Below are 15,427 nucleotides of genomic sequence, written 5' to 3' on the forward strand. Positions count from 1 at the left end.
GTATGCAGATGCCTCTGGTTATGGGTGTTGATGGTGCACGTTTCGGCTGGATCGCCGTTATGCGCGATACGGCCGATCCTTCATTTGCCGACGTTCGCATGTTTGCGCAATTCGGCGATATTCTGACATCTGCTGTTCCGCCGTCGATCGTTGCGGTCGACATGCCGATCGGTTTGCCGGAGCGTGCAGGCGCAGGGGGGCGTGGGCCGGAACGCGCTGTGCGCCCTTTAATTCGTGAGCGTCAATCTTCGGTGTTTTCCGTGCCTTCCAGAGCAGCGGTTTATTGCGACGACTATCGCACAGCTTGCAGCATCGCGTTGGTGACATCCGATCCGCCGCGAAAGGTATCGAAGCAGGCATTCGCCCTGTTTCCCAAAATCCGGGAGATCGATTCCCTCATGACGGCCGAGCGTGAGGCGCAGATATACGAAGTGCATCCGGAAGTCGCCTTCTGGCGGCTTAACGGCGAAAGAGCAATGTCGCTGCCCAAAAAGGTAAAAAGCCGGATAAACAGTCCTGGACTGGATGAAAGAAGCGAGTTGCTGGAGCGGTATGGGTTCGCGCGCGAATTTCTGTCTCAGAAACCGCCTCGTGGCTCGGCGCGCGACGACCTTGTAGATGCCTGCGCGAGCTGCCTGATCGCAGAACGTATCCTTCAAGGCAAGGCGCGCCCGTTTCCCGAGGATTATGAGAGGGACGTGCGCGGCCTTCGGATGGCGATCTGGGCCTGAGAGCGCAGCTTATTCAGGTTTGGCTGCAGGCGGCGGGGCTTCGCCAAGCGCCGGATCGGGTTCGCTGGTCGCCGTTTCCTCGTCGTCGCTTCCGAAACTCGGTATCCAGCGGCTGAAGAAGCCACTCTCGGCCGGTTTTTCCTGTGCGGCGAAAGCCGTCGCCGGGATCGGGGTCGCGTTGACGGTTTCCGCCACCACGCCGGCTTCGGGTTTTGCGTCCGCCGTGGCGCTTGCGATCGCGGTATCGGCCGCTTTCGCGGCGTCCGCTGCCGTGGCGGTTGCGGTCTCGCTTGCCGGGTCGGTCTCGGGCGTTTCGCTTTCGGTTGTCTGTGCGCCGCCGCCGAAGATCGAGGCTATCGCCTCTTTGCGCTTTTCAGCCCGCTCGTTGCTCGCGACGATCTGCCTGATCTTCTCCTCGTCGCGCTTTTCCTTGGCCAGGACCGCGCGCTCGACGGAATCCGGAACATCGAGCTCCGGGCACTTGCCGACGGCATTGAAAGGCACGCCTTCCACGAGCTTCGTGGCGTCGAAAATGTAATGCTTGTCGCAAACGGCGATCTGCGGCGGGCGTTTCGTGATCTCGAAATGGTCGGAGCCACGCTTCAGCATCTTCCAGAAGTCGTAGTTCTCGTTGTCGACGAAACGCGCCATGTTTTCCGCCGTCATGCGGAAGGGCAATGCCTGAACCTGGAACGAGCGCTGGCCACCGCGGAAGGAATCGCGCGCGAGCGCGTAGATGTCTTGGATCTGCGGGTCCGTCATGGCGTAGCAACCGCGCGACGAGCACGCGCCGTGCACCATCAGGTGGCTGCCGGTGCGCCCGTGCGCCCGGTCGAACTTGTTCGGGTAGCCCATGTTGAAGGCGAGGTGGTAGTTCGAATTCGGGTTCATCAGGCTTGGCGTGATCTCGTAGAAGCCTTCGGGCGCCTGACGGTCGCCTTCCTTCTTCTTTGGGCCCAATTCGCCGGACCAGCTGCAAATCTCGAATGTATCCAGCAGCTTGAACTTGCCGTCCTTGGCCTCCTTCCAGACCTCGAGCTCCGAATCTTCCTTGTAGATGCGGATCATGATAGGGGATTCGGCCGCCAGGTTCATGCGCTCCATCTTGGCTTTCAGGCCGCCGCTGACCGGGCGCAGGTGTTTCGGCCCGTATCCCAGTTCGTCGGCCTGGCAGGCGGCAAGAAAGCCGGCGACCAGCAAGACGCTTGCGGTCTTGAACCATTTGGTCCGGAAGCGAGACGTGACAGCCTTCATCTTCGAAAATCCAGCCTGTTGATCCGTTTGATCTTTTGATCAGTCGCGGGTTTTACCACGCTCCATATACGTTTGCCCCGTCTGTCGACGCTAAGCGCTTAATGTTGATCAGACGTTACCGTAATCGGGCAAAATGCGGCGCGGCAGTGCCGCGTTCGGCTGGTCTTGCGTCAGGAATCCGGCATTTTGGCGGCAAGCGTCATGCGCAGGAAAAATTCCTGCGCATCCGTTGCATTCGTGTGACGGTGCTTTTCAGAGATTGCGGCCGATCTTGAGGAATTTTTCCCGCCGCTGCTTTCGGATTTCCTCCGCCGGCATCTCGTCGAACCGCTTCAGCGCGGCCTCGATCGCGCCGCCGGCGCGGTCGATGACGATCTCCTTGGCGCGGTGCGCCCCGCCAAGCGGTTCTTCCACGATCTCGTCGATAATGCCGAGCTTCATGAGGTCCTGGGCGGTGATCTTCATGTTGGTTGCTGCGTCCTGCGCCCGCGCGCTGTCGCGCCAGAGGATCGAGGCTCCGGCTTCCGGCGAGATCACGCTGTAGATCGCATGCTCCAGCATTGCGACGTGGTTGGCGGTCGCGATCGCGATTGCGCCGCCCGAGCCGCCTTCACCGATCACGAGCGCCACATTCGGCGTGTCGAGCATGAGGCAGGCATCGGTGGAGCGCGCGATCGCCTCCGCCTGGCCGCGCTCTTCCGCACCGATGCCGGGATAGGCGCCGGCGGTATCGACCAGCGAGATGACCGGAAGGCCGAAGCGTCCGGCAAGCTCCATGATGCGCACCGCCTTGCGGTAGCCTTCGGGCCTTGCCATGCCGAAGTTGCGTTTCAGGCGCGATTGGGTGTCGTTGCCCTTTTCCTGCCCGATGACGGCGACCGAACGCCCGCGAAACCGCCCCAACCCCGCGACAACCGCGGCGTCCTCGGAAAACTTCCGGTCGCCTGCAAGTGGCGAGAAGTCCTCGATCAGGGCCTCTATGTAGTCGATGGCATGCGGCCGGTCCGGGTGGCGTGCCACAAGCGTTTTTTGCCAGGGTGTCAGCTTCGCGTAGATGTCTTTCAGCGCCTGGTCGGCCTTGGTCTGCAGCCGCGAAATCTCCTCGTCTACATCGACCGCCTCGCCGCTTTGCGCGAGCGACTGCAACTCGTGGACCTTGCCGGCAAGATCGGCGACCGGCTTTTCGAATTCGAGGAAGCTGTGCATGGGTTCAATATCTCGTGGATGGTGCCGGCAACGGGCCTGGGTGATGGACCCAAGGTTACCCGGTTGCGTTGCGGCGCGACACTGGCGAGAGCGGGCGCCGCTGTCAAGGCTGCAAAGCGGTGCGCCGGCGTGGCGGCATCAGCGGGCCGCGGTGTCCTTGCCGCCGTAAACCTTTATTCGGTTGGCTTCCACCACCAGCGTTCCGGTCGCGGTCGCCATCTGGATGCGATAGGGCACGAAAACCCGGCTCTTGCCGAGCGGGGCGAGCCAGGCCTCCATATAACGGTTTTCGATGCCCGACGCCTTGATCCGTGACGGGCGGTGGCCGGCGACGGGGATCCAGCGCGCCTCGCACACCACCACCGGGCCGTCGTAGCCGCGCCCTGAAACCTCGCGCATTTCCTTGTAGGAAAGCTGGATGTCGAAGCGGGTCCAGCCGTCGTAGACCGGAAGCGTGCGATCGCAGACGGCTTCGTTCTTCGCGCCCTTGTTGGCCGGAACGGGCATGAGGATCGCGCTCAGCGGATCGACGACCTTGCGGGTATGCTGCGGCGTGACCTTGATGCGTTCCGGGCTTTTCTTGAGCTTCGGCGTGACGTCGGCGGATTTCACCCGGCCTCCGCCGAGCGCGATGTCGACATAGAAATCGCGGTCTGCCGCGCGCGAGGCCATCGTATAGCGCGACGGGCGCACATTGTCTCGTCCGAGCCAGCCGGATGCCTGTGCGCCGCCCTTGCCGGTGGAGAAGATCGTGCCGATGCCGGCCGGCTCCATACCGGCTTTCGCCGAATAGGCGTTGCCCTGCACGACAAGCGAGAGGGAACCCCGGGCGATCTTCAGGCCCGCCACCGTGACATCGTAGACGCCGCCGAGGCGCGCCGTTTGCGCCGAAGCGCCCTGAGCCACCGCTGCGAGTGAAAACGCCGAAATGGCCGCGGCGGCCACGAGGTGCGCGGCAAAACTGCGGATCGGCTTGGTGAATTGGCTCATGACACTCGGCACTCTTTGTTCCTCCATGCCGGCGGCGGCTGCGGTTTTTTCTGGATTGCGCGCCTCCGTCCGGCGGGCCCCATGGCCCGTGGCGGAGTTTCGCCAAATGCGGTAACCGCATGGTTAATGTACTGCAAACGAGGCTCGCCCGCCATGCGGCAGTGTTAATTCGGTAAACGCGGCGCGACTCCGCTTGACCTTGCAGCCCATGATGCTTATACGATCCCGACTTTCCAATCAGCGCCGGGCGCGAGATTGCCGGACCGAAAGGGCCCGCACCGCTCCGGTTTTACGTGTTTGCGGCCTCTGGCGAGGCCGTTGCGAAACAAGAAGGTGACCAAATGGCCCGCCGTTGCGAACTCACCGGCAAGGACGTGATGACCGGCAACAATGTCAGTCACGCCAACAACAAGTCCCGCCGCCGTTTTCTGCCGAATCTGTGCAATGTGTCGCTGATTTCCGACACGCTTGGCGAAACCGTGAAGCTGCGCATTTCCGCGCATGCGCTTCGCACGGTGGAGCATCGCGGCGGTCTCGACGCGTTCCTGGCGAAGGCCGCCGACAGCGAACTGTCGCCGCGCGCTCGCATCCTGAAGCGCGAGATCAGGCGCCGCCAGGCTGAAGCCGCTGCGTAAGATCGGCGTTTAAGCGCGATTGGAAGCCAGAGGCGCCCCGGCGCCTCTTTTCGCGTTGGCGCGAGGCGGACTTGGCCTCTTTTTCAAAATCACCTTGCTCGGGACACTCCGAAAATGACGGAATTCCGCCGGTTTTCTCCACTTTCCGCCCTTGTAGCCATGAGCGTGATGGTGGCTGTCGTCGTCGCCGCGAATATTCTCGTTCAATATCCGGTGATGGGCATGCTCGGGCCCATAAATCTCGCGGATATCCTGACCTGGGGCGCCTTCACCTATCCGGCCGCCTTCCTCGTCAACGACCTGACGAACCGCCGTTTCGGCCCGGCCGCGGCGCGAAAGGTCGTGATCGCGGGCTTCGTTATGGCGGTGATACTTTCCATCTGGCTGGCGACGCCCAGGATCGCGATCGCCTCCGGTTCGGCCTTTCTTTTCGCCCAGCTTCTGGACATTGCGATCTTCGACAGGTTGCGCCTGCAGTCCTGGTGGAAGGCGCCGGTGATCTCGTCGCTCGTCGGCTCGTTCCTCGATACGGTTTTGTTCTTCAGCCTTGCTTTTGCTGGCGTTTTCGCGTCCGTCTTCGGTTTCGACGAACCGTTCGCGACCGAAGCGGCACCGCTTCTCGGCGCATTCGCGATCGAGGTTCCGCGCTGGGTTTCCTGGGCGCTCGGCGACTATGTGGTGAAGATCTTCGTCGCCACTGCCCTGCTTGCGCCCTACCGCGTCCTTCTGGCGGTTTTCGGCCTCAAGGCGAACCCTGCGGCGGCGTAACCGGCCATCGGCGAGGTGAATTCCGGAAGGGTGGAATTCGCCGCCAAACGAGGCGAAAAAGGTTCTTCAGTTATCCGCCAGGCGAAATCTGAGGAGCAGGCTGCGCTGCAGGATCGATCTGTTGTCGTCCGACAGGAGCGTCAGGATCGTGTCGCCTGACGCGGTGGTATGGACGGCGAGCGCCTCCATATTGTCGATCTGGTGGGCGAAGCCCGCCTCGACGATCGTCTCCCCGTCTATCACCGCCCCCGGCTTCAATTTATCCCCGTCGATACGGCGGATGCGCATGCCGATTCCGTGACGCAGGTTGAAGCGGCGCTCCAGCAAAAGCAGATCTCCGCCGGACAGGAAGGCGGCATCCGTCGCGTCGAAATCGTCATGCCGCCTGACCGTGAAGGTGCCGGGCACGGCGCCGCCGATCAAGAAGCCCTGCATATCGTCGTCGAAGGAAGCGCCGCGCTCGGCAATCGCCACGAGTGTACCACCAAGCGGCCCGTCCGGGGATGAAGCGGCGATGGCTTCCAGCCCCTTGTTGTAGCGAAGCCGTTTTACGGCCTTCGGCAGGGAGAGGGGGACGGCCGGCTGCGAGGTGTCGAGCGGATAGCCGAAGGCGTAGACCGAATGATGGCCCTCGGCGGAAACCAGAAGGCGCGGGGTTTCGCCCGAACGGTCGATCGTCACGGCTTCGGTATCGCCTCGCCCGGCAAGTACGAGCGGCGTTCCGTCGGGCCCCAGTATCGGCGCGACGTCGACCGGTGTAAGGCCGAGCGGGCGGCCCGCCTCGTCCTGACGGATTTCGCCCGAAACCCAGAGGCCATTGTCGGTCACCGCGATGAAGGATGCGCCGTCTTCCGAGACAACGAGCCCGGAAAGCCCGCCGACATGACGGTCGCGGGGCAACAGCTCCAGCCCGCCCAGAAATTCGAGCTTGCCGAAACGGTCCCGGTTCGCCTCGCCGATTCCGAAATAGGGGACGGGCCTGGTATCGATGACCACCTTGCCGTCCGGCAGCTTAGGCGAGGCCGCAAGAACCGCGGGCGGGACAGGCGCCAGCCCGAGCAGCGCCCCGAGCAGCACCACGAGACCGGCAATGGCCGCGACGCGCCTCATCGGTGCGCGGCGTGCCGCCTGCGGCCGGGACGTGACGGCTGGGGCGTCGTCTCCTCGTCGAAAAGATCGGCGAGCTGGTTGGTCATCGCGCCGGCAAGCTCCTCGGCATCGACGATGGTGACGGCCCGGCGGTAATAGCGCGTGACATCATGGCCGATGCCGATGGCAATCAGCTCGACGGGCGAGCGCGTCTCGATGTCCTCGATCACCCAGCGCAGGTGCTTTTCAAGATAATTGCCGGGATTGACCGAAAGCGTGCAATCGTCGACCGGCGCACCGTCGGAGATCATCATCAGGATCTTGCGCTGCTCGGGTCGGCCAAGCAGGCGGTGATGCGCCCAGTCGAGCGCCTCGCCGTCGATGTTTTCCTTCAAAAGACCCTCGCGCATCATCAGCCCGAGGTTGCGCCGCGAGCGGCGGTAAGGCGAATCCGCCGACTTGTAGATGATGTGGCGCAGGTCGTTGAGCCGCCCCGGAGTTGCCGGTTTGCCGCGCTGGAGCCAGGACTCGCGCGACTGCCCGCCCTTCCAGGCGCGGGTGGTGAAGCCCAGGATCTCGACCTTGACGCCGCAACGCTCCAGCGTGCGGGCGAGGATATCGGCACAGGTGGCGGCGACCGTGATCGGCCGCCCGCGCATGGAGCCGGAATTGTCGAGAAGCAGCGTCACCACCGTGTCGCGGAAATTGATGTCCGTCTCTTCCTTGAAGGCGAGAGGCTGCATCGGGTCGGTGACGACGCGGATCAGGCGGGCCGTGTCGAGGATGCCTTCCTCGAGATCGAAGTTCCACGAGCGGTTCTGCTGGGCAAGCAGCTTGCGCTGAAGCTTGTTGGCGAGGCGGGCGACCGCACCCTGGAGGTTCGTCAACTGCTTGTCGAGATAGCCGCGCAGCCGGTCAAGCTCGGCCTGATCGCAAAGATCCTCCGCCGTGACCGTCTCGTCGAATTCGGTGGTGAAAACCTTGTAGTCGGGCCCTGGCGGCTGGTTGGAGAACGGCTGATCGCTGCGCGGCGTTTCGCCCGGCTCCTCGGCATCCATGTCGGCGTTTTCGTCGAACTCGTCGAAATCGCCGTCAAGCGCCTCGGTTTCGCCGGCCTCCTGCTCCTCGCCGGACATTTCCATTTCCTGCGGGGCGCCTTCCTCCTCGCCGGCATCCTCTTCGCCGTCGGCGGACGTTTCGGCGCGTTCGTTGCGGCCCTCGTTTTCGTCCTCGCCTTCCTGCTCCTCGTCCTCCGCCTCGTCGCCAAGCTCGTCTTCCATGTCGAGCGCGGTAAGGACATTGCGAAGCTGGCTGGCGAAGGCCGATTGATCTTCAAGGCGCGTAATCAGCCGGTCGAGATCGCTGCCCGCCTTCTCCTCGATCCAGTCGCGCCACAGGTCGACGAGCTTTTCGGCGGATGCCGGCGGCTTGCGGCCGGTCAGCCGCTCGCGCACGACAAGGGCGAGCGCATCCTGCAAGGGGGCTTCCGAGCGGATGGAGATCTTGTCCGCGCCCGCCTTCTGGTAGCGGTCTTCCAGCATTGCCGAAAGATTGTCGGCGACACCCGGCATGCGGTTCGCGCCGACGGCATCGCAGCGCGCACGCTCCACCGCCTCGAAAATCTCGCGCCCCGCCTGGCCCTGGGGCATCAGCTTGCGGTGCACCGTGGCATCGTGGCAAGCGAGCTTCAAAGCCATGGAATCGCCGATGCCACGGGTAATCGCCACCTGCTCGTGCGTGAGCTTGCGCGGCGGCTCGGGCACGCGGGCGGTATTGCCGACGAGCGAAGGCCGGTCGGCGGTGAACATGACTTCCAGTTCCGGATCGCCGGCGATGGCGCGCATGGCGCCCGAAACCGCCTGTTTCAGCGGCTCCGTCGTCGGCTGCTTCGGCTTCTCGGAGGGAGGCTGACGCATTTAGAGGCTGGACCCCAGGCTCGTTGTTAGCTCATCACGACGTTGGTCGCCGATTCCGGCAGGTCCTCTCCGAAGCAGCGCTGATAGAACTCCGCGACCAGCGTGCGCTCCAGTTCGTCGCACTTGTTGAGGAAGGTGACGCGGAAGGCAAAGCCGAGGTCGCCGAAAATCTCCGCGTTTTCCGCCCAGGTGATGACCGTGCGCGGGCTCATGACGGTGGACAGGTCGCCGTTGATGAAGGCATTGCGCGTCATGTCCGCGAGGCGGACCATCTTGGAGACGATCGAGCGGCCTTCGGCACCCTGGTAGTGCTTTGCCTTGGCGAGAACGATCTCCACCTCGTTGTCATGCGGCAGGTAGTTCAGCGTGGTGACGATGGACCAGCGGTCCATCTGGCCCTGGTTGAGCTGCTGGGTGCCGTGATAGAGGCCGGACGTGTCGCCCAGGCCGACCGTATTAGCGGTCGCGAACAGGCGGAAGGCCGGATGCGGGCGGATGACGCGGTTCTGGTCGAGAAGCGTCAGGCGGCCCGAAACCTCAAGCACGCGCTGGATCACGAACATGACGTCCGGACGGCCGGCGTCGTATTCGTCGAACACCAGGGCGACGTTGTTCTGAAGCGCCCAGGGCAGGATACCGTCCCGGAACTCCGTGATCTGCTGGCCGTCGCGAATGACGATCGCGTCCTTGCCGACGAGGTCGATACGGGAAATGTGGCTGTCGAGATTGACGCGCACGCAAGGCCAGTTGAGGCGGGCCGCGACCTGCTCGATATGCGTCGATTTGCCCGTGCCGTGATAGCCCGTGACCATCACGCGGCGGTTCTTCGCGAAACCGGCGAGGATCGCGAGCGTCGTCGCGCGATCGAACAGATAGTCGGGGTCAAGCTCGGGAACGTGCTCGTTTGCCTCGCTGTAGGCGGGAACTTCAAGGTCGGTGTCAAAACCGAAGAGTTCGCTCGCCTTCACCTTGGTATCGGGCAGGCCTTCGGCCGTCGTCATTGTCTCGGTCATCGGTCCTCCGCAGGCCCGCGTTTCTTCGCGGGCTGGCGCTGATTTCCATAAATTCATACACGCGGGAAAGCGCGCATACGAGGGAAGAGTTCGATCGCCCTAAATTGCATCTTCGAAGCCCCAAGGCAATCTGGCAGCCCGAAAATGCGTGCGATCCAATCGACTTAGCCCGTTCGCGGCTTACCATATGCGTGAACGGCCAAACCTTTTCGGGAACGGTCTAGCAGAAACCGGCCTTTTTCAGAAGAGTATAGGCCTGAATGATCTGGCGAAGCCGCTCTTCCGACGAGCGATCGCCGCCGTTCGCATCGGGATGGTGGCGCTTCACAAGTTCTTTATAGCGCGCCTTGATCTCGTTTCCGCGCTTGGCGTGATCGAGCCCGAGCGTTTCGAAGGCGCCCGCCTCCAGGGGTTTCAGCTTGGGCCGGCGCGGCGCTTCGGCATGCCGCCGCCAGGCGTTGTGGTAAGACCGGTATCCGGTGTGCGACTGCGTGCCCGAGGACGCGCCGTTCGCCCCGGCGGCCTTGGAGTTGACGCCCATCTTCCAGGTTGGCCGATGGCCGGTGGTCGCGGCCTTTTGCCACTGGCGCACGCGGTCGTCGTCCATGCCGGCGAAATAATTGTAGGACTTGTTGTATTCGCGGACATGGTCGATGCAGAAGTTCAGGTACTCGCCCTCGCGATCGCGCCCCTTGGGCGCGCGATGGGTGCCGGCGCGGGTGCAGCCGTCCCATTGGCACTCCTGGTGCCGATCCTCCGCAACCCGTTCCTGGTCGGGCTTGACGCGGATGCGATCGAATATCTTCGAGTCGAGCTTCATGGACCGATTATGTGAATGTGAGGCATTGCCTACAAGCCGGGAAGACGCCACCCGGCGAAAGCGAAGCGATTAGATATGAGATTGTCGCCCTGCTTCGCAAGGTCTTGACGACATTTCCCGGGCGGGCGAAAACGCGAATCATGAGCATGCGCGAAACCATGGAAGCCAGGCTGCGGGAGACGTTTTCTCCGCAACAGCTGGAAGTGATTGACGAATCCGAACGCCACCGGGGTCATTCCGGCTGGCGCGAGGGCGGCGAGACACATTTTCGCGTGAGGATCGTTGCAGAAGCCTTTACGGGCATGAACCGCCTTGCGCGCCACCGCGCCGTAAACGCCTGCCTCGACGCCGAGCTGAAGGGTGGCGTGCATGCGCTCGCCATCGAAGCGCGCTCGCCGGACGAGACCGACCCCAGGACCGTGAAGGTTTCGGGCCCCTGAGAAAAGGTTTTGGCGTTCATCCGGTTTGAAGGTGAGCGTAATGACTTCCCAGGCGGCCATCGCCCGGCGGCCCGTCAATCGCCCGCGTGGCGAAGGGCTGCTGCGGCCGCGACGGGACCGATGACGGCGGAAATCAGCGTCAGCGCGCACAAGAAAAGGAACGGCGTCAGGAAGGGCGTCGGCTCCGTGACCGCAGCATCGGCTGCACTCACGCCGAAGATCAGGACGGGGATTGCGATCGGCACGACGAGGACGGCAAGCAGCAGCCCGCCGCGCCGAAGCGACACCGTGAGTGCCGCGCCGATGGCCCCGATCAGCGTGAGCGCGGGCGTGCCGACGAGAAGGGTCAGTGTCACCGCGCCCATGGCGACGGGTTCGAGGTTCAGGAATATCGCCAGCACGGGCGCTGCGACGACGAGCGGCAGGCCCGTGCCCGCCCAGTGCGACAGGCATTTCAGAAGCACCACGAGTTCCAGCGGGCGGCCCGACATGAGAATGAGATCGAGCGAGCCGTCGTCGCGATCGGCCTGAAACAGGCGGTCGAGGCCTAAAAGCGTCGCCAGCAGCGCGCCGATCCACAAGATGGCAGGGCCGATGCGCGCCAGAAGGTTCAGGTCCGGCCCGACGCCGAAGGGAATGACGGTGACGACGGCGAGGAAGAACAGCACGCCGATCAGCGCGCCCCCGCCGACGCGCACCGAAAGCCGCAGTTCCCTCGCGAAAAGTGCCGCGATCCATCCTTGCGTCGCGCCGCTCGTCCGCTCACTCATAGGGCAGCCTCCATCCGCAAGGACCGCATGGCTGCAAGGCCGAGGTTCTGATGCGTCGCGGCGACGATCAGCCCGCCGGAATCGAGATGCGCGGTCATGAGAGCGACGAGTTTTTCCTCCGACGCCGCATCGAGCGCCGAAGTCGGCTCGTCGAGCAGCCACACCGGGCGCGGCACCGTCAAAAGCCTTGCAAGCGAAAGCCGCCGCCGCTGGCCGGCGGAAAGATAGGCCGCCGGCAGATGCGCCGTGTGGCCGATGCCGAGCGCATCGAGCGCTTCCATCGCCGCCATCGCCTCATGCGCGCCGTCGAGGCCGGGAGCGGGTGCTGAGAAGGATCGCCAGAAATCGAGATTTTCGAGAACGCTCAGTGCGGGTTTCAGCGCATCCTGGTGGCCGAAATAGTGGCAGTGCTCGGCAACCGTGAACTCCGCCTCGCCGCCGTCCACGCGGATTTCGCCTTCGCAATGCCGCACGAGGCCGGCCAGGACACGCAGCAGGCTCGACTTGCCGACGCCGTTCGGCCCGGTCACCGCCAGCGCCTCTCCTCGCCCAAGCGAAAAGGAGACGCCTTCGAAGACCCTGCGCCCGCCGCGGTCGCAGGCAAGCTTTTCGGCGGTGAGCTGCATGGACGTGAACTTGTGCCCCCAAGGAAACATCGCCTGACGCTTGTGCCCGAGCGTGGATGCGCAATCAAGTGCGGACCGCACGCATGGCTTGCCCGGCAGGCCCGCATCAATCGCCCATGCGCTCTTCCGGCTCCTTGAGCAAGATCAAGCATGACCTATCCTATATGCCGAGGAAAATGGCGCCTCTGGGCGCTGGCACGCGGGCTTAAAATTCGCTATAGGAGCGCCAACCCGCGCAAGGCGGGGCACACGGCAGCCGATTACGCCAGCCTTCGCCCCCGCCCGCGTATTCCGTGACCGATCCGCCGCCGGACCTCCCAAGCCCGACCGGGGATGCAAATTTGAAGGTGCGTTCGGCCTCCCGCCCCGCGCCGCTGACAAAAAGGGGATCGCCAGCCGTGACCAAATCACTCGACAGCTTCAAGGCCCGCAAGACATTGCAGGTCGGCGACAAGACCTACACCTACTTCAGCCTGCCCGAGGCGGAAAAGAACGGTCTTTCCGGCGTCTCAAAGCTCCCCTTCTCGCTGAAGGTGATCCTTGAGAACCTCCTTCGCTTCGAAGACGGGCGCACGGTCACGAAGGACGACATCCAGGCCGTCGCCGACTGGCTGAAGGAGCGCAAGTCCTCCCACGAGATCTCCTACCGACCGGCGCGCGTGCTGATGCAGGACTTCACCGGCGTTCCGGCCGTGGTCGACCTTGCCGCCATGCGCGATGCCGCGGTGAAGCTCGGCGGCAATGCCGAGAAGGTCAACCCGCAGGTTCCCGTCGACCTCGTCATCGACCACTCGGTTATGGTCGACTATTTCGGCACGGCGACCGCCTTCACCCAGAACGTCGAGCGCGAATACGAGCGCAACCAGGAACGCTACGAGTTCCTGCGCTGGGGCCAGTCCGCATTCGACAACTTCCGCGCCGTGCCCCCGGGAACCGGCATCTGCCACCAGGTCAACCTGGAATATCTCGCCCAGACCGTCTGGACGAAGGACGAGGACGGCGAAACGATCGCCTATCCCGACACGCTGGTCGGCACCGACAGCCACACGACCATGGTCAACGGCCTTGCCGTTCTGGGCTGGGGCGTGGGCGGCATCGAGGCGGAGGCCGCCATGCTCGGCCAGCCGATCTCCATGCTCATTCCCGAAGTCGTCGGCTTCAAGCTGAAGGGCAAGCTGAACGAAGGCGTCACCGCGACCGACCTCGTGCTGACCGTCGTTGAAATGCTGCGCAAGAAGGGCGTGGTCGGCAAGTTCGTGGAATTCTACGGCGAGGGCCTCGATCACCTGTCACTGGAAGACGAGGCGACGATCGCCAACATGGCGCCGGAATACGGCGCGACCTGCGGCTTCTTCCCCGTCGACGGCGACACGCTGAACTACCTCACCTCGACGGGCCGCGACGCGGAGCGCATCGCGCTGGTCGAGGCTTATTCGCAGGCGCAAGGCATGTTCCGCGACGGCTCGCTCGAGCCGGAGTTCACCGACACGCTGGAGCTCGATCTTTCGACCGTCGTACCCTCCATCGCCGGACCGAAGCGCCCGCAGGACCGCGTGGCGCTGACCGAGGCCGCGCCGAAGTTCGCCGAGGCGCTGAAGGAGATCAAGGGCGGCCACAAGAACCAGGACGCCATCCCCAATCCGAACGGCGAATCCCGCTTCGTCGACGAAGGGGCGACCGGCGTGCTCGACGCGCCGACGCGCTATGACGTCGCCGGCGCCGACCATGGCCTCGCCGACGGCGACGTGGTGATCGCCGCGATCACGTCGTGCACCAACACCTCCAACCCGAGCGTGCTGATCGGCGCGGGCATCCTCGCGCGCAACGCGCTCGCCAAGGGCCTCAAGGTGAAGCCCTGGGTGAAGACGTCGCTGGCGCCGGGCTCCCAGGTCGTGACCGACTATCTGGAAAAGGCCGGCCTGCAGGACGATCTCGACGCGCTCGGCTTCAACCTGACCGGCTACGGCTGCACGACCTGCATCGGCAACTCCGGCCCGCTGCCGGAAGAGATCTCGAAGACGATCAACGAAAACGACCTCGTCGCCTGCTCGGTGCTGTCCGGCAACCGCAACTTCGAAGGCCGCGTGAACCCGGATGTCAGGGCGAACTACCTCGCCTCGCCGCCGCTGGTCGTGGCCTATGCCATCGCCGGCTCGCTCAACGTCAACATCGCGGAAGACCCGCTCGGCGAGGATCAGGACGGCAACCCGGTCTACCTCAAGGACATCTGGCCGACGACGAAGGAGATCGCCGATCTCATCCGCGCGTCGATCACCGAGGAGATGTTCCGCACCCGTTACTCGGACGTCTTCAAGGGCGACGAGCACTGGCAGGGCATCAAGGTCGAGGGCGGCATGACCTACTCCTGGCCGGTCTCCTCCACCTACGTTCAGAACCCGCCCTACTTCGAGGGCATGACCATGGAGCCGAAGCCGCTCCAGGACATCGAGAACGCCGGGGTGCTCGGCCTCTTCCTCGATTCCATCACGACCGACCACATCTCGCCGGCAGGCTCCATCAAGGCCGACAGCCCGGCAGGCCAGTACCTGTCGGAGCATCAGGTCTCGGTGCGCGACTTCAACTCCTACGGCTCGCGGCGCGGCAACCACGAGGTCATGATGCGCGGCACCTTCGCCAACATCCGCATCAAGAACCAGATGGTTCCGGGCGTCGAGGGCGGCTACACGACGAAGGACGGCAAGCAGCGCTTCATCTATGACGCCGCGATGGAATACAAGGAAGCAGGCACCCCGCTCGTCATCTTCGCGGGCAAGGAATACGGCACCGGTTCCTCGCGCGACTGGGCGGCCAAGGGCACGACGCTTCTGGGCGTTCGCGCCGTCATCGCGCAGTCGTTCGAGCGTATCCACCGCTCCAACCTCGTCGGCATGGGCGTGCTGCCCTTCACCTTCAAGGACGGCGAGAGCTGGCAGTCGCACAACATCACCGGCAAGGAGAAGGTCACCATCAAGGGGGTGGCGGACCTGAAGCCGCGCCAGATGGTCGACATCGAGGTGGAATACGAAGACGGCACGAAGAAGACGATCGAGGCGCTCTGCCGCATCGATACGCTCGACGAGCTGGAATACATCAAGGCCGGCGGCATCCTGCACTATGTGCTGAGGAACCTCGTCGCCAACTGAGCCTGAACAGGCTGACCGATACGAGA

14 protein-coding genes are annotated in these 15,427 nt (G+C 63.9%); 5 read left to right on the forward strand and 9 right to left on the reverse strand.

The window, feature by feature from the left end; genetic code table 11:
* The first annotated feature begins 8 nt into the window (after positions 1 to 8).
* Positions 9 to 731: a DUF429 domain-containing protein gene (locus GR183_RS08940; RefSeq protein ID WP_312846806.1), complete on the forward strand. Its 723-nt coding sequence runs from the start codon at positions 9 to 11 to the stop codon at positions 729 to 731.
* Between the two features lie 9 nt (positions 732 to 740).
* Here the strand turns inward: GR183_RS08940 and GR183_RS08945 are convergent, their stop codons facing one another.
* The 3 genes from GR183_RS08945 to GR183_RS08955 form a co-directional block, all read right to left on the reverse strand.
* Positions 741 to 1,985 carry a L,D-transpeptidase family protein gene (locus tag GR183_RS08945; protein WP_160775257.1) on the reverse strand — a complete coding sequence of 415 codons (1,245 nt, stop codon included), beginning with the start codon at positions 1,983 to 1,985 and terminating at the stop codon, positions 741 to 743.
* Positions 1,986 to 2,237: 252 nt separating this feature from the next.
* The gene (locus GR183_RS08950) at positions 2,238 to 3,191 is read right to left on the reverse strand and encodes an acetyl-CoA carboxylase carboxyltransferase subunit alpha (RefSeq protein ID WP_160775258.1); all 954 of its coding nucleotides are present in this window, start codon (positions 3,189 to 3,191) and stop codon (positions 2,238 to 2,240) included.
* 138 nt (positions 3,192 to 3,329) lie between these two features.
* Positions 3,330 to 4,181, reverse strand: a complete 852-nt coding sequence (locus tag GR183_RS08955; RefSeq protein ID WP_160775259.1) for a DUF3108 domain-containing protein — start codon at positions 4,179 to 4,181, stop codon at positions 3,330 to 3,332.
* A gap of 341 nt (positions 4,182 to 4,522) precedes the next feature.
* On the opposite strand from GR183_RS08955, the gene rpmB reads away from it, so the two are divergent.
* Positions 4,523 to 4,816 (forward strand): 50S ribosomal protein L28, encoded by a 294-nt coding sequence (gene rpmB / locus GR183_RS08960; RefSeq protein WP_160775260.1) that lies wholly within the window; start codon positions 4,523 to 4,525, stop codon positions 4,814 to 4,816.
* 114 nt (positions 4,817 to 4,930) lie between these two features.
* A complete protein-coding gene (locus tag GR183_RS08965; protein ID WP_160775261.1) occupies positions 4,931 to 5,584 on the forward strand; it encodes a VUT family protein in 654 nt (217 codons plus the stop codon).
* A 66-nt stretch (positions 5,585 to 5,650) separates the two neighbouring features.
* Here GR183_RS08965 and GR183_RS08970 read toward each other — a convergent pair whose 3' ends face one another.
* From GR183_RS08970 to GR183_RS08985, 4 genes are all read right to left on the reverse strand, one after another.
* Positions 5,651 to 6,694 (reverse strand): esterase-like activity of phytase family protein, encoded by a 1,044-nt coding sequence (locus tag GR183_RS08970; protein WP_160775262.1) that lies wholly within the window; start codon positions 6,692 to 6,694, stop codon positions 5,651 to 5,653.
* Entirely contained in the window at positions 6,691 to 8,589 is a 1,899-nt protein-coding gene (cobT, locus tag GR183_RS08975) for a cobaltochelatase subunit CobT (RefSeq protein WP_160775263.1), read from the reverse strand. Before cobT ends, GR183_RS08970 begins: the two co-directional genes overlap by 4 nt.
* A gap of 26 nt (positions 8,590 to 8,615) precedes the next feature.
* Positions 8,616 to 9,602: a cobaltochelatase subunit CobS gene (gene cobS, locus GR183_RS08980; protein WP_160775264.1), complete on the reverse strand. Its 987-nt coding sequence runs from the start codon at positions 9,600 to 9,602 to the stop codon at positions 8,616 to 8,618.
* A 220-nt stretch (positions 9,603 to 9,822) separates the two neighbouring features.
* The gene (locus GR183_RS08985; protein ID WP_160775265.1) at positions 9,823 to 10,422 is read right to left on the reverse strand and encodes a J domain-containing protein; all 600 of its coding nucleotides are present in this window, start codon (positions 10,420 to 10,422) and stop codon (positions 9,823 to 9,825) included.
* A 140-nt stretch (positions 10,423 to 10,562) separates the two neighbouring features.
* Here GR183_RS08985 and GR183_RS08990 point away from each other — a divergent pair, with 140 nt between their 5' ends.
* Complete coding sequence (locus GR183_RS08990) at positions 10,563 to 10,862, forward strand: BolA family protein (RefSeq protein WP_160775266.1); 300 nt, start codon at positions 10,563 to 10,565, stop codon at positions 10,860 to 10,862.
* Between the two features lie 74 nt (positions 10,863 to 10,936).
* Here GR183_RS08990 and ccmB read toward each other — a convergent pair whose 3' ends face one another.
* Positions 10,937 to 11,596, reverse strand: coding sequence for a heme exporter protein CcmB (gene ccmB / locus GR183_RS08995; protein WP_160775788.1), 660 nt, complete (start codon positions 11,594 to 11,596; stop codon positions 10,937 to 10,939).
* A gap of 32 nt (positions 11,597 to 11,628) precedes the next feature.
* On the reverse strand, positions 11,629 to 12,258 hold the full coding sequence (ccmA, locus tag GR183_RS09000) for a heme ABC exporter ATP-binding protein CcmA (protein ID WP_160775789.1): 630 nt from the start codon (positions 12,256 to 12,258) through the stop codon (positions 11,629 to 11,631).
* A gap of 398 nt (positions 12,259 to 12,656) precedes the next feature.
* Between ccmA and acnA the strand changes: the two genes are divergently transcribed.
* Positions 12,657 to 15,401, forward strand: coding sequence for an aconitate hydratase AcnA (acnA, locus tag GR183_RS09005; RefSeq protein WP_160775267.1), 2,745 nt, complete (start codon positions 12,657 to 12,659; stop codon positions 15,399 to 15,401).
* The last annotated feature ends 26 nt before the right edge of the window (positions 15,402 to 15,427 follow it).

The sequence above is a fragment of the Stappia sediminis genome (genome assembly GCF_009826895.1).
Lineage (GTDB): Bacteria > Pseudomonadota > Alphaproteobacteria > Rhizobiales > Stappiaceae > Hongsoonwoonella > Hongsoonwoonella sediminis.

Bases quoted from the DNA above. Each gene is read 5' to 3' on its own strand.
- GR183_RS08940 (WP_312846806.1), top strand. From the start codon at position 9: ATGCCTCTGGTTATGGGTGTTGATGGTGCACGTTTCGGCTGGATCGCC.
- GR183_RS08945 (WP_160775257.1), bottom strand. From the start codon at position 1,985: ATGAAGGCTGTCACGTCTCGCTTCCGGACCAAATGGTTCAAGACCGCA.
- GR183_RS08950 (WP_160775258.1), bottom strand. From the start codon at position 3,191: ATGCACAGCTTCCTCGAATTCGAAAAGCCGGTCGCCGATCTTGCCGGC.
- GR183_RS08955 (WP_160775259.1), bottom strand. From the start codon at position 4,181: ATGAGCCAATTCACCAAGCCGATCCGCAGTTTTGCCGCGCACCTCGTG.
- rpmB (WP_160775260.1), top strand. From the start codon at position 4,523: ATGGCCCGCCGTTGCGAACTCACCGGCAAGGACGTGATGACCGGCAAC.
- GR183_RS08965 (WP_160775261.1), top strand. From the start codon at position 4,931: ATGACGGAATTCCGCCGGTTTTCTCCACTTTCCGCCCTTGTAGCCATG.
- GR183_RS08970 (WP_160775262.1), bottom strand. From the start codon at position 6,694: ATGAGGCGCGTCGCGGCCATTGCCGGTCTCGTGGTGCTGCTCGGGGCG.
- cobT (WP_160775263.1), bottom strand. From the start codon at position 8,589: ATGCGTCAGCCTCCCTCCGAGAAGCCGAAGCAGCCGACGACGGAGCCG.
- cobS (WP_160775264.1), bottom strand. From the start codon at position 9,602: ATGACCGAGACAATGACGACGGCCGAAGGCCTGCCCGATACCAAGGTG.
- GR183_RS08985 (WP_160775265.1), bottom strand. From the start codon at position 10,422: ATGAAGCTCGACTCGAAGATATTCGATCGCATCCGCGTCAAGCCCGAC.
- GR183_RS08990 (WP_160775266.1), top strand. From the start codon at position 10,563: ATGAGCATGCGCGAAACCATGGAAGCCAGGCTGCGGGAGACGTTTTCT.
- ccmA (WP_160775789.1), bottom strand. From the start codon at position 12,258: ATGCAGCTCACCGCCGAAAAGCTTGCCTGCGACCGCGGCGGGCGCAGG.